The 12,905-nt window shown below is 71.8% G+C and carries 8 protein-coding genes and 5 pseudogenes; 7 read left to right on the plus strand and 6 right to left on the minus strand.

Translation table 11 applies throughout. The features are described from left to right. Window positions 1-16 precede the first annotated feature (16 nt). Both QFZ71_RS21210 and QFZ71_RS21215 read right to left on the minus strand, forming a co-directional pair. The gene (locus tag QFZ71_RS21210) at window positions 17-430 is read right to left on the minus strand and encodes an anti-sigma regulatory factor (RefSeq protein ID WP_030113604.1); all 414 of its coding nucleotides are present in this window, start codon (window positions 428-430) and stop codon (window positions 17-19) included. Window positions 431-660: 230 nt separating this feature from the next. Next, window positions 661-921, minus strand: a complete 261-nt coding sequence (locus tag QFZ71_RS21215) for a UBP-type zinc finger domain-containing protein (RefSeq protein ID WP_307669758.1) — start codon at window positions 919-921, stop codon at window positions 661-663. A gap of 35 nt (window positions 922-956) precedes the next feature. Between QFZ71_RS21215 and QFZ71_RS21220 the strand changes: the two are divergent. Beyond that, window positions 957-2,559 (plus strand): annotated as a pseudogene (locus QFZ71_RS21220) (Na+/H+ antiporter). A 77-nt stretch (window positions 2,560-2,636) separates the two neighbouring features. Here QFZ71_RS21220 and QFZ71_RS21225 read toward each other — a convergent pair. From QFZ71_RS21225 to QFZ71_RS21235, 3 genes and pseudogenes are all read right to left on the minus strand, one after another. After that, window positions 2,637-3,563, minus strand: coding sequence for a 1-aminocyclopropane-1-carboxylate deaminase/D-cysteine desulfhydrase (locus QFZ71_RS21225; protein WP_307669759.1), 927 nt, complete (start codon window positions 3,561-3,563; stop codon window positions 2,637-2,639). Window positions 3,564-3,624: 61 nt separating this feature from the next. Next, window positions 3,625-4,253 (minus strand): annotated as a pseudogene (locus QFZ71_RS21230) (FAD-binding oxidoreductase); the annotation flags it as partial. A gap of 57 nt (window positions 4,254-4,310) precedes the next feature. Beyond that, window positions 4,311-4,754 (minus strand): annotated as a pseudogene (locus QFZ71_RS21235) (Rrf2 family transcriptional regulator); the annotation flags it as partial. Between the two features lie 176 nt (window positions 4,755-4,930). On the opposite strand from QFZ71_RS21235, the pseudogene QFZ71_RS21240 reads away from it, so the two are divergent. From QFZ71_RS21240 to QFZ71_RS21255, 4 genes and pseudogenes are all read left to right on the plus strand, one after another. Continuing rightward, window positions 4,931-6,338 (plus strand): annotated as a pseudogene (locus QFZ71_RS21240) (family 2B encapsulin nanocompartment shell protein). Between the two features lie 93 nt (window positions 6,339-6,431). Further along, complete coding sequence (locus QFZ71_RS21245; RefSeq protein WP_307669760.1) at window positions 6,432-7,475, plus strand: family 2 encapsulin nanocompartment cargo protein polyprenyl transferase; 1,044 nt, start codon at window positions 6,432-6,434, stop codon at window positions 7,473-7,475. Window positions 7,476-7,783: 308 nt separating this feature from the next. Next, window positions 7,784-8,398, plus strand: a complete 615-nt coding sequence (locus QFZ71_RS21250) for a DUF4158 domain-containing protein (RefSeq protein WP_307669761.1) — start codon at window positions 7,784-7,786, stop codon at window positions 8,396-8,398. After that, window positions 8,398-9,278 (plus strand): annotated as a pseudogene (locus QFZ71_RS21255) (Tn3 family transposase). Before QFZ71_RS21250 ends, QFZ71_RS21255 begins: the two are co-directional and overlap by 1 nt. 166 nt (window positions 9,279-9,444) lie before the next feature. Here the strand turns inward: QFZ71_RS21255 and QFZ71_RS21260 are convergent. Further along, window positions 9,445-10,035: a TetR/AcrR family transcriptional regulator gene (locus QFZ71_RS21260; protein ID WP_307669762.1), complete on the minus strand. Its 591-nt coding sequence runs from the start codon at window positions 10,033-10,035 to the stop codon at window positions 9,445-9,447. Between the two features lie 122 nt (window positions 10,036-10,157). Between QFZ71_RS21260 and QFZ71_RS21265 the strand changes: the two genes are divergently transcribed. Continuing rightward, the gene (locus QFZ71_RS21265; RefSeq protein WP_307669763.1) at window positions 10,158-11,498 is read left to right on the plus strand and encodes an erythromycin esterase family protein; all 1,341 of its coding nucleotides are present in this window, start codon (window positions 10,158-10,160) and stop codon (window positions 11,496-11,498) included. A 424-nt stretch (window positions 11,499-11,922) separates the two neighbouring features. Next, entirely contained in the window at window positions 11,923-12,843 is a 921-nt protein-coding gene (locus tag QFZ71_RS21270; protein WP_307669764.1) for a recombinase family protein, read from the plus strand. The last annotated feature ends 62 nt before the right edge of the window (window positions 12,844-12,905 follow it).

A 12,905-nucleotide genomic window follows, 5' to 3' on the forward strand; every position in this document is an offset into this window, starting at 1 on the left:
TCCCCGTTTCCGTCGCTCACGCCGGCCCGGGGCCCGCGCCGCGCTGTTTGTAGAGGCTGATGCTGACCGTACGGTCGTCCGCGACCGTGGAATCGACCTTGCCCGCCAGTGCGGAGAGCACCGTCCAGGCGAAGGTGTCGCGCTCGGGCGCCCGGCCGTCCGTGGTGGGCGCCGACACCGTCACTTCGAGCGAGTCGTCGACCAGGCGGAAGACGCAGCTGAGGACCGAGCCGGGCACGGCCTGCTGGAGCAGGATCGCGCAGGCCTCGTCGACCGCGATGCGGAGATCCTCGATCTCGTCGAGAGTGAAGTCCAAACGCGCTGCGAGACCGGCCGTGGCCGTTCGCAGCACCGACAGGTAGGCACCCGCAGCGGGCAGCCGGACTTCCACGAAGTCCTGACTCCCGGGCTCGCCTGCGATCTGGGACACCCTCACCTCCAAGGTGGCACAAACTCTTTCGAGGTTCCGGGAAGGGTGCCCGGAGCCATGCGGTCCGTCGACGGTTCTTGGCCCGGCGACGTTATCGGATCCATGATGCCGTGTCGTACGGACCCCACACCCCGCCCGTCACTCATGGTAAGCCCATGCGTACGGACAGTGGCTAGGGGTCTGCGGCGGCCAATTGCGAAGAACCAGCGCCGCATTGACGTACCCGGGCGTCAGACGATCGAACCGTCCTCGAAGCACCAGCGCCAGTTCTCGCCCGGTTCGAAGCTCCGCATCACGGGGTGTCCGGTCGCCCGGAAGTGTCCGGTGGCGTGCCGCAGCGGCGACGAATCGCAGCAGCCGACGTGCCCGCAGGTCAGACAGAGCCGCAGTTGCACGGGGTGGGTGCCGGCCTCCAGGCACTCGGGACACGTCGCGCCGAGCGGCACGGGCTCGGGGCGTGGCAGTTCCGCTGTATGCGCACACTCGCTCATGATGGGCAGGTTACGACGGAACCGAGGATGGTGTGATGGACGCGCTGCCGCTGATCGCCCTGGTCGCGGTCAGCGCGGCGGTGGCCGGGGCCGCCCGCCGCACGCCCGTGCCCGCTCCGCTCGTGCTGGTCGCCGCAGGGCTGGTGGCCGGCTGTCTGCCGGGCGTTCCGACGTACCACCTGGACGCCCACGTCGTGCTCCCGCTGCTGCTCCCGCCGCTCCTCTACACGGCGGCCGTCGACAGCTCCTACCTGGACCTGCGGGCCAACATCCGGCCGGTCGCCCTGCTCTCCGTGGGCTACACCCTCTTCGCCACCGTGGCCGTCGGCTGGCTGGCGTACCGGGCGATCCCCCCAGCTGCCGCTGACCGCCGCGCTCGTCCTCGGCGCGGTCGTCGCCCCGCCCGACGCCGTGACGGCCGCCGCCATCGCCCGCCGGGTGGGGCTGCCCGCGCGGGTGACCACGATCCTCCAGGGCGAGTCCCTGGTGAACGACGCCACCGCGATCACCGCCTTCAAGGTGGCGCTGGCCGCCGCCGTGGGGGAGGGGATGAGCTGGGGCGAGGGCATCGGCGAGTTCCTGCTCGCCGCGATCGGCGGGGTCGGCGTCGGACTCCTGCTGATGGTGCCGCTGCACTGGCTGCGCACCCGCCTCAAGGAAGCGCTCCTCCAGAACACGCTCTCCCTGCTGATCCCCTTCGTGGCGTACGCGGCCGCCGAACGGGTGCACGCCTCCGGCGTCCTCGCCGTGGTCGTCGTCGCCCTCTACCTGGGCCACCGCTCCTGGCAGGTCGACTTCGCCACCCGGCTCCAGGAAGCGGCCGTGTGGAAGATGGTGGCCTTCATCCTGGAGTCCGCGGTCTTCGCCCTGATCGGACTGCAACTGCCCTTCGTCCTCAAGGAGCTCGGCCCGGTCGGCTTGGGGGAGGCACTCGGGTACGCGGCCGTCGTCCTCCTGGCCGTCGTCGTGGTCCGCTTCGTCTGGGTCTACCCGGCCACCTACCTGCCCCGGTGGCTCTCGCGGCGCGTACGGGAACGCGAACCGGCCATCGACCGGACCGCGCCGCTCATCGTGGGCTGGGCCGGGATGCGCGGGGTCGTCTCGCTCGCCGTCGCCTTCTCCATCCCGCTGCTCACGCACGACGGCGCGCCGTTCCCCGCCCGCAACCTGGTGCTGTTCCTCACCTTCACCACCGTCATCGGCACCCTGGTGGTCCAGGGCCTGACCCTCCCCGTCCTCGTCCGCGCCCTGAAGATCCCCGGACCCGACGCCCGGACCGTCACGCTCATCGAGGCGCAGGCCCAGAACGACGCGTCCGAGGCGGCCGAGGCCCGGCTGCGGGAACTGCTCGACGACCCGCGCAACAGCCTCCCGCCACCCCTGGCGGACCGGCTGCGCAGCGTGCTGGAGCGTCGCCGCAACTCCGTGTGGGAGCGCCTCGGCGCCGCCGACCCGGTCACCGGCGAGTCGGCGGACGACACCTACCGGCGGCTGGCGCGGGAGATGATCGGGGCCGAGCGCGAGGTCTTCGTCCGGCTCCGCGACGAGCGGCGGATCGACGACGAGATGCTGCGGACGCTGCTGCGCCGGCTGGATCTGGAGGAGGCGGCCGCCTACCGGGAGACGGACGGTTCCTGATTCGGCTGCCTACGGGGAGGCGGGCGGTCCTTCGAGCGGCCGCCTTCCGGGAGGCGGGCGGTTCCTGATGCGGTGGTCTACCGGGAGGCGGACGGTCCCCGATGCGGCCCGTCCGGGGCGCCGGTGACCACGGCGGCCACGCGGGTGCCCGGCGCGAACGCCCCCTCCCCGGCCAACGCGGTCAGCGCGAACAGCAGCTTGGCGACGTAGACGCGCTCCACGGGCAGCCCGTGCCGGTCCTCGAAGTCCGCGGCGAAGGCGTCCAGCTCCGGGGTCGTACGGGCGTAGCCGCCGAAGGTGAAGTGCTCCTCCAGCGTCCAGTTCCCCGCCGGGGAGCCGAACGCCTCGCGCTGGAGCCGCGCCACCTCCCCCGCCAGGAAGCCGCCGCCGACCACCGGCACGCCCAGCGCCCGCTGTCCGGGGTCCAGACCCGCGGCGAGCCCGGCCAGGGTGCCACCCGTCCCGCAGGCCACCGCCGCCACGTCCACCGCACCGCTCAGCTCGCGCCCCAGCGCCGTACAGCCCTGTGCGGCCAGGGCGTTGCTGCCGCCCTCCGGGATCACCATGGCGTCCCCGAACAGGCTCAGCAGCCCCGTGAGGACCTCGGGGGAGCCCTTCGCCCGGTACGTCGTACGGTCCACGAAGTGCAGCCGCATCCCGTCGGCCGCGCACCGGGCCAGCGAGGGGTTGAGCGGACGGTGGGCCAGCTCGTCGCCGCGGACGACGCCGATCGTGGGGAAGCCCAGCAGCCGTCCGGCCGCCGCGGTGGCGCGGAGGTGGTTGGAGTACGCGCCGCCGAACGTGAGCACGGTCCGCCCGGCGGCCGCCTCCAGGTTGGGCGCGAGCTTGCGCCACTTGTTGCCGGGCAGGTCGGGGTGGATCAGGTCGTCCCGCTTGAGGAACAGCCGCACCCCGTGGCGCGCGAAGCGCTGGTCGTGGGCCTCCCGCAGGGGGGAGGGCACCCGTGGCCGCAGCAGGGCGTCGAGGCGGGGCCGGCAGGTCATCCGCCCATTGTCGCCCGCCCGCCGGGCCGGCGCCGTACCGGCGTCGGCCCAGGAGGAGGCCGGCCGGGGAGCGGTCGCCGTGCACGGCGGTGACCGGACCCTGGTGGCCCTCCTGCGCGAGGTGGTCCAGCATCGCCACCACGGAGGTGCGGCCGATGCCCGCCGAGGCCAGCAGCAGGCGCGCGTCCAGGTCGTCGAGCACCAGGTCCCCGCAGGGGGCGGAGACGCGCAGCAGGTCGCCCGCGCGGGTGTGCTCGTGCAGGGGGCGGGGGACCTCGCCGTCCGGCGTCCCCTGCCCGCGCACCCGCTTCACGGCGATCGACCGCAGCCGGTCGGAGGGGGCGCCCACGATGCTGTACTGGCGTATCCGGCGGGCTCCGTCCGGGAGTTCCACCTGGACGGAGACGTACTGGCCGGGCCGGAAGGCGGGCGCGGGCGCGTCGTCGGCGGGACGCAGCACGAAGGCGGCGACGTCCTCGGTCTCCTCGACCCGGGCGGCCACCTCCCAGGTGCGCCACACGTCGCCGCGGTCACGCCCTGCTGGGCATGGAGCCGCGCCTCGATGGCGATGAGGGCGTGCGCCATCAGCCAGTAGACCTCGTCCCGGGCTGCGGCGACCTCGGGGGTGACGGCGTCGCCCAGGACCTCGGCGATGGCCGCGAACAGACGGGTGTGCACCACCTGGTGCTTGTTGTCGGTCCGAGAACGGCCCGCCGGTGCGGCGGGCGCGATCAGGCGGGGCGCTCGGGGGGGCGGGCCGCTGCCGATGCCCAGGAGCAGGGGGCCGGTGGGTGAGGCGACGAGGTCCGCGACGGTGATCGGCTCCAGGGTCGCGTAGAACGCGTCCCGCGCCCGGTGCAGGGCTCCGCGCAGCCGGCAGCCCGAGCGGAGGGGGCAGGGGGTGTCGCCCTCGCACTCGACGACCTCCTCCACCGGCCCCTCCAGCTCCCGCACCAGCGAGCCGATCGATGCGCAGTGCCCGGCGGAGGTCAGGGTGAGCCCGCCGCCCCGGCCGCGCCGGGCGTCGAGGAGGCCGAGGTGCTGGAGGCGGGCGACGACCTTCGCGGCATGCGTGTACGGGACCCGCATGGAGGCCGCCACCTCGCGCGTGGTCGGCGCTTCCCCGCCATCGGCGACCGCCAGCCGCATGAGGACGCGGAGGGCCACGTCGGTGAATCTCGTCAGCCGCATGGGCTCAGCGTAGATAAGTGGTATGCCGGATGCGAATTAAGGGGGTCGTGCGGTGACAGGGGCCAACGTGCCCCGCACGGAGGGGGATTAGTCGCACTCTTTTGTGTAATGGCGGCGTGGGCTCCGCGCTGAAAGGCTCGTGGACGCAGGTCAGCCCATGATCGAGAGGACGTCAGATGTCCGTTGGTGAAGAGGTTCGCGACACGCAGGCGCCGCCGCAGCAGAGTCTGGGGACGGCGGCTGCGCGGAACCTCGCGACGACCACCAAGTCCGCGCCGCAGATGCAGGAGATCTCCTCCCGGTGGCTGCTGAAGATGCTGCCCTGGGTGCAGGTGCAGGGCGGCACGTACCGGGTGAACCGTCGGCTCAGCTATGCGGTCGGCGACGGCCGGGTGACCTTCGTTCAGACCGGGGACCGGGTCTCCGTGATCCCCGCGGAACTCGGAGAGCTGCCCGCCCTGAGGGACTTCGGCGACGAGGAGGTCCTCGCCGAGCTCGCCCGCCGCTGCGAGCAGCGCGACGTGGCCGCGGGGGAGGTGCTCGCCGCATCCGGCGACGCGGCGGACCGGGTCTTCCTGCTGGCGCACGGCAAGGTCGCGAAGATCGGCACCGGCCCCTACGGGGACGAGACCGACCTCGGAGTCCTCGCGGACGGCGCGTATTTCGGTGACCAGAGCCTGGTCGACGGCGAGGCCGTCTGGGAGTACACCGCCCGCGCCGTCACCCCGTGCACGCTCCTGACCCTGAGCCGCGCCGACGTGTACAACCTCGCGGAGCGCGCCGCATCCCTGCAGGGCCACCTCACCGGCCTGCTCTCCATCCCGCAGCAGCGCACCAACCGCTACGGCGAGGCGGCGATCGACCTCTCCGCCGGCCATGTCGGCGAAGCGGTCGTCCCGCACACCTTCGTCGACTACGACGCCGCGCCCCGCGAGTACGAACTGAGCGTCGCGCAGACCGTGCTGAAGGTGCACAGCCGGGTCGCCGACCTCTACAACCAGCCGATGAACCAGACCGAGCAGCAGTTGCGGCTCACGGTCGAGGCGCTGCGCGAGCGCCAGGAGCACGAACTCATCAACAACAAGGAGTTCGGCCTGCTCAACAACTGCGACTACGGGCAGCGGATCCAGCCGCACGACGGCGCGCCCAGCCCCGACGACCTGGACGAACTGCTCTCGCGCCGCCGCGGCTCGAAGCTGTTCCTCGCCCACCCCAAGGCCATCGCCGCCTTCGGCCGCGAGTGCAACCGCCGCGGGCTCGTCCCCGAGAGCGTCGACGTCGGCGGCCACCACGTGCCCGCCTGGCGCGGGGTGCCGATCTTCCCGTCCAACAAGATCCCCATCTCCGACGCCCGCACCACCTCCATCATCTGCATGAGGACCGGCGAGGCCGAACAGGGCGTCATCGGCCTCCAGCAGACCGGCATCCCCGACGAGATCGAGCCGAGCCTCTCGGTCCGCTTCATGGGCATCGACGAACAGGCGATCATCTCCTACCTGGTGACGGCGTACTACTCCGCCGCCCATCCTGGTACCGGACGCCCTCGGAGTGCTGGAGAACGTCGAGGTCAGCCGCTGGAGCTGACCCCGCGTCACCTCCGGGGGCCCGGACGGCAGCTGCCGTCCGGGCCCCCGGGCCCCCGCACCCATCGCCTCGCCCCAGGGAGTGACCGTGACCATGACCAGTACGGACGCAGCGACGGAAGGGCACGAGGCCGCGGCGCTCCTGGAGCGCACCCGCGCCGTCGTGGACCCGCACCTGCGAGCGGCCGTCGAGTCGCTGCCGGGCGGCATACGCCGGATCGCGATGTACCACTTCGGCTGGCAGAACGCCGACGGGACCCCGGCCGCCGGCCAGGCCGGGAAGGCCATCAGACCCGCCCTCGTGCTGGCCGCCGCCCGAGCGCTGGGCGGCGATCCGGACCGGGCCGTGCGGGCCGCCGTCGCCGTCGAGCTCGCCCACAACTTCACCCTGCTCCACGACGACGTCATCGACGAGGACACCACCCGCCGGCACCGGCCCACCGCCTGGGCGGTCTTCGGCATCCCGGATGCCATCATCACCGGCGACGCCCTGCTCGCCCTCGCCCAGCGGCTGCTGGCCGAGGACCCGCACCCGGCCGCCGCGCGCGCCGTGGCCCGCCTCTCCGCCTGTGTCATCGAGCTGTGCGCGGGCCAGCAGGCGGACTGCGCCTTCGAGGAGCGCGGGCCCGACGAGGTCACGCTCGACGAATGCCTCACCATGGCGGCCGCGAAGACCGGCGCCCTGCTCGGCTGCGCCTGTGCGCTCGGAGCGCTCTACGCGGGCGCGGAGGACCGGGCGGTCCGCGCGATGGACGGCTTCGGACGGGAGGCCGGGCTCTCGTTCCAGCTCATCGACGACCTGATCGGCATCTGGGGCGACCCGGAGCGCACCGGCAAACCCGTCGGTGCCGACCTGTCCGCCCACAAGAAGTCCTTGCCCGTGGTCGCCGCCCTGACCTCCGGCACCCCGGCCGCCGCCGAACTCGCCGCGCTCTACCGGGGCCCGATGAACACCGCCGCAGAGGTGAGCCGGGCGGCCGAGGCGGTGGACCGGGCCGGCGGCCGTGACTGGGCCCAGGCCGGAGCCGCCGACCGGATGGCCCGCGCGGTCCACCACCTCTCGCGGGCGGTCCCCGACCCGAGCGCGGCGGGCGACCTGCTCGCCCTGGCCGAATTCGTGACCCGGCGCACCAGCTGAGCCGCGGCGGGTGACCGGCCGCGCAGCGGCGCGTGGCCGGTCGCCCGCACGTCGTGTGGCCGGTCGCCCTGCCTCGCGTGGCCGGTCGTCCGCCGCGTGCCCGCCCGCCACCCCTGCCGCCCTCGCGTGGCCGGCCGCCCCCGCCTCGGCCCTGTTCTCCCGAAGCTGCTACGAAGTGAAAAGTAGCTCTCTGTAGCGGATCTGGGGTCTGCTTGTCAGAGTTTTAGATCTTCTGGGCTCATCGAGAGCCGTGCTCAACGAGGTTGGTCCGGTCATGACGACCGGAAGGAGCCCGGGGTGCGGCAGGAGTGGGAGCCGGAGACCTGATCGAGGTCTGGACGCTGCTGGAGGAGGACCAGGATCGGCTGCGGAACAAGTCGGGGGCGAACCGGTTGGGGTTCGCGCTGTTGCTGAAGTTCTTCGAGGGGGAGGCCCGGTTCCCGGAGGACGCCGGGGAGATCCCGGTGCCGGCAGTGTCGTACGTCGCCCAGCAGGTGAAGGTGTCCACGGAGGAGTGGGCCGCGTATGACTGGTCGGGGCGGGCGATCAAGCGGCACCGGACGGAGATCCGGGCCGCGTTCGGCTTCCGTGAGTGCACCAAGGAGGACCAGGCCCAGCTCGCCGAGTGGCTGGCGGTCGAGCTGTGCGGGGTGGAACTGAACCGGGACCGGCTCGCGGAGGCGGTGGTGGCCCGCTGCCGCAACGACCGGCTGGAGCCGCCGACGCCCGGGCGTATCACCCGGCTGGTGGGCTCGGCGGTCAGCACCTTCGAGGAGCGGCTCTGCGCGGCCACCGTGGGCCGGCTGTCGGCGGCGACCCGCTCCCGGCTGGACGACCTGATCGCCGAGGACGCCGGCACGGACGCGGAGAGCGCGGGCGGCGGGGGCACGTTCTTCACCGAGCTGAAGGCGGGCCCGGCGTGATGATCTACTGGCACGTCGAGAAGAAGTCGCTATGCGTCTACAGCCAGCTCAAGTGCTGCTCGGCTTCCGAGGTCGCCGCGATGATCCAGGGCGTGCTGCGGCACTGCACGGACGTGAGATCGACCGGCAGTACACCGATACGCACGGCGCCTCCATCGTCGGGTTCACCTTCGCTCACATGCTCGGCTTCAACCTGCTGCCCAGGCTGAAGAACGTCGGCTCCGCGCGGCTGTACCGGGCGGCGGCCGGGGAGGACGAGAAGTGGCCGCACCTGGCGCCGGTGCTGTCGACCAAGACGATCGACTGGGACCTGATCCGCCAGCAGAACGACCAGATCGTGAAGTACACCACCGCCCTGCGCCCGTGCACCGCCGAGGCTGAGCAGGTCCTGCGGCGCTTCACCCGCGGCGGGCCGAAGCATCCGACGTACCGGGCGATCGAGGAGCTGGGCCGCGCGGTACGTACGACGTTCATCTGCGACCACCTCTCCGACGCGGAGCTGCGGCGCGAGATCAACGACGGTCTCCAGGTCGTGAAGAACGGGAACAGCGCCAACCACGACCTGTTCTCCGGCAAGGACGGCGACCTGACCGGCTCCGACAAGGAGTCCCAGGAGGTCTCCATGCTCGCCCTGCACCTGCTCCGGTCGGCGTTGGTGCACGTCGACACGCTGCTCCTCCAGGACATCCTGAGCGAGGAGGAGTGGCAGAAACGGCTCACCGACGCCGACCGGCGGGCCCTGTCCTCGCTGTTCTGGACACACGTGAACCCCTACGGCCGGTTCGAGCTGGACATGAACTCCCACCTCGCCCTCGCTGCGCCGGCCACGGTTTCCGAGCCCCGCACCGCGCCCGATGCACGGGTTGCACTCGGCAGCTGACTGTGAAGCGGCGTCGTGAGGGCAGGGGCGGCGTACAGGTTTCCGGGCGGGAGGGCCCCGGACCGGCGGCGCCCTCGGCGAGGCGCAGCAGGGAAGCGGCCGCACACCGTGATGCAGCAGGCTGCCCGTCTCGTCCGGCGATCGGGTGGCCCTGTCGATGCCTCGGCTACTCGTGTGCGTCGACGATGCCGGTGAGGGCGCGTAGACCCGCGACGATTTCAGAGGCGTCAGGAGCCTGGGCGGGGTCGGTGAGCCACTGCGTCATCAGACCGGTGAACAGGGCCATCTGCGCGGCGCCCAGGGTGCGGGCGGCGGTGTCGCTGACCTCGTCCTCGGGTGTGCCGAGCAACAGCGCGGCCAGACCCTGGCGGCCCTGGGCCTGACTTCCGGCCAGGTAGCGGCGCAGATCGTCGGAGTGTTCCGCCTGGAGCAGGGCTTCGAGCGTGGCCAGCCACAGCGTCCGGTCGTCCTGGAAGGACTTGATGATCTCCGCCCACATCGCCTCGTAGCGCACGGCCGGGCTGCTTCCGGCTTTGCCGAAGGAGGCCAGTGTGCGACCGATCCGTGTGCCCCATTCGTCGATCGCCTCGATGAGCGCGGCGTTCAAGAGCGCCTCACGGGAGCCGAAGTGGTAGCCGATGGCCGCCATGCTCACGCCGCCGGCCGCCGTCACGATGTCGCGCACCGTGGTCCGGGCCCAGCCCTTCTCCTCCAGGCAGCGCCTGGCTCCCGCCAGTAGATCCTCGCGATTTCCCATACCGAGAACGCTACCCGATGCATTGCGCGCATGCATGAGACGCATGTATGAGACGTATGTCTTGTGCAAGCGCCCAAATTCTGAGTACGGTCGTGCCGCACCCACCAGTCGAGGGAGATGCCATGAGTCGCGCGCACCCCGTCATTCGCCGCTTGCTCAGCCTGGCCACCACCGCCGTCCTCGCCGCAGGGACCCTCGGCACCGGCACTGCCGCAGCGTCGACCCCCTCGGCCGCCGAGCCGGTCAACGTCCTGAACCGCAGCGCACAGCCCCTGAGCGACCTGAATGGGCTCGGCCGTATGATCGGCGGCGCCCGCATCGTGGGCCTGGGAGAGGCCAGCCACAGCGCCCACGAGTTCTTCACGCTCAAGCAGCGGGTCTTCCGCCATCTTGTCGCCACCAAGGGCTTCACCACCTTCGCCCTGGAGGCGAGTTGGAGCACCGGCCTGCGACTGGACGCCTACGTCACGCGCGGCATCGGCGATCCTGCGCAGACCATGCGGGACGAGTTCCAAGGCCAGTACGCCTTCTGGAACACCCAGGAGTACCTCGACCTGATTCAGTGGATGCGCCGTTACAACATCACCCACCCCGACCGGCCGCAGTTGCGGTTCGTGGGCAACGACCTCGGCTATGCCGGACCCGACGCCTTCGGCCACGTCACCGACTACCTTGCCGCGCATCGCCCCGACGTGGCCAAGCGCATCGGCGACCTCTACGCGGCACTGAAGCCGGCGGCCGGAACGCAAGCGGGACCGTGGATGGCCGGCCAGCTGACCAAGGACCTTCCGGCACGCCGCGCCGAGGCCGACCGGGCCGACGCCGCCGTGGCGCTGCTCCGCGACCACGGCCGCCCCCGCGCCACGGGCCGCGACACCGAGCGGGCGTACGCCTGGGCCCTGCAGAACGCCACCGCCATCGCCCAGAGCTTCACCGGCTACGCCTTCCCCGATGAGCAGTTCCCCGAGCGCATGCGCTACCGCGACCGCGCCATGGCCGCCAACACCGCCTGGTGGCAGCGACACGAGGGCGGCCGCATCCTGCTCGCCTCCAACAACGGTCACGTCGCCTACACCAGCGACAACCCGGCTGAATTCCCGGAACCCACCGGTGCCTTCCTGCGCGCACAACTCGGCCCGGACTACGTCAGCATCGGCCTGACCTTCAACCAGGGCACCGTCAACGCCCTGCCCGACTTCACCGCCCAGCAGCCCAAGGCGTACACCGTCGCACCCGCCCCGAAGGGCCACAACGAGTACACCCTCGACAGGCTCCGCTACCGCGACTTCAGCATCGACCTGCGCACCGCGCCCCCAGCGGCCCGCACCTGGCTCGCCGAAGCCCGCCCCACCCGCTCGTACGGCCTGTACTGGTCGAGCGACGACCCGGCAACCGCCCTCGGCCGCTCCTACGACATCCTCATCCACCTCCACCAGGTCGAAGCCGCCCACATCCTCCGGTGACTCAACAGGTGGCGGGGGTCGGGCTCCGAAAGCGGTCAGCGACGATTGACCACCGACCGCCCCTGGCCGGACGGAAAGGGGGCGCGCTCCGGCAGAGTGCGCCTCTCACGAACGGTCCTTTGCGCGAGCAAGATCAACAATCGGCCGCCAGACCCCCACCGATCCCGGATTCGTTCTCAGAGCCCGTTCTCACTAGAAAGCGGGGCGGGCCCTCTTCCGAGACCTGCATGATGCGAAGATCCGGGCCCATGACGGTCCCTCGGCAGCCCTCGCCAGCCCTCGCCAGCCCTCGCCAGCCGACCGGTCGGACGCTGACGACGTCGAACAGCACGCCTGTCCGAAGTGTGACGCACGGCCCGGATCGCCGTGCCGCTCGCGCGGCGGCGCGGTCGCCTCTGCCTACCACGCCCGCCGCTTCACCCTGGTGCCCCGGCTGAAGAAGGCGCTGCGGGTGCCGACCCCGGCCGACCGTGGCCCGGGCCGGCCGTGGCGGCCGGGCACCCCGCCCCCGGCGCCCATCGACCCGGACCTGCCGAGTGCGGACATCCGCATCGGCTACGCCCGCTGCTCGACTCTCGGGCAGGAACTCGACTCCCAGCTCGACGCGCTCGCGGGGCACGGCATCCCGAGGGACAAGATCTTCGCCGAGAGGATCAGCACCCGCATCCGCGTGCGGCCCAAGTTCGAGGAGGCCCCTCGGACCGCGTGGGAGGTCAAGGCGCACGCCCCGCACTGCCGGGTCATCTTCACCGTGTACGAGATGAAGCGGCTCGGCCGCGACGCCGCTGAGCTCACCGCGCTCGCCGACCACCTCACCGCCCACGGCCTCATCCTGGAGATGCTCGCAGGCCCCCTCCCCGGCATCTACGCCCCCACCGGCCCGGGGAAGCTGTTGTTCGCGTTCTTCGCCGCGATGGCGGAGGCCGAGCGGGAGAACATCCGCGAGTCCACGCTCGAAGGGCTCGACACCGCGGCCCGCAAGGGCAAGCGCGGGGGCCGGCCGCCGGTCATCACCGACGACATGCTCCACACAGTGCTGAGGCGCCGGGCACTCGGTGAGTCCGTCGAGCAGGTCCAGCCCGACCTGATCTCCCCACCGGCAAGCGCAAGGGGCAGAGCCCGTCCATCGCCGGCATCTACCGGGCGCTCGCCGAACACGCCAAGCGCGAGGCATACCCCGAAGTCGTCGAGCAGGCCCACGCCGACTTCGCCGCCCTCACCGGCGGCGAAGTACCTGAACCCGCACAGAAACCAAGGCCCTGACTACACGCTGAGCTACTTGTCGCTTCGCGGCAGCTTCGGGAGAACAGGGCCGCCTCGCGTGGTCGGCCACGCCCTCGTGTGACCGGTTTCCTTTCTCAACCCTAGTATTCCGGGGGTTGGTTGACGGAGAAGTGTGGACGGGGA

Origin of the sequence: Streptomyces sp. V2I9 (assembly GCF_030817475.1) — a bacterium.
Classification (GTDB): domain Bacteria; phylum Actinomycetota; class Actinomycetes; order Streptomycetales; family Streptomycetaceae; genus Streptomyces.

Coding starts and splice junctions, on each gene's coding strand:
- QFZ71_RS21215 (WP_307669758.1), bottom strand. CDS start 921: ATGAGCGAGTGTGCGCATACAGCGGAACTGCCACGCCCCGAGCCCGTG.
- QFZ71_RS21225 (WP_307669759.1), bottom strand. CDS start 3,563: ATGACCTGCCGGCCCCGCCTCGACGCCCTGCTGCGGCCACGGGTGCCC.
- QFZ71_RS21245 (WP_307669760.1), top strand. CDS start 6,432: ATGACCAGTACGGACGCAGCGACGGAAGGGCACGAGGCCGCGGCGCTC.
- QFZ71_RS21260 (WP_307669762.1), bottom strand. CDS start 10,035: ATGGGAAATCGCGAGGATCTACTGGCGGGAGCCAGGCGCTGCCTGGAG.
- QFZ71_RS21265 (WP_307669763.1), top strand. CDS start 10,158: ATGAGTCGCGCGCACCCCGTCATTCGCCGCTTGCTCAGCCTGGCCACC.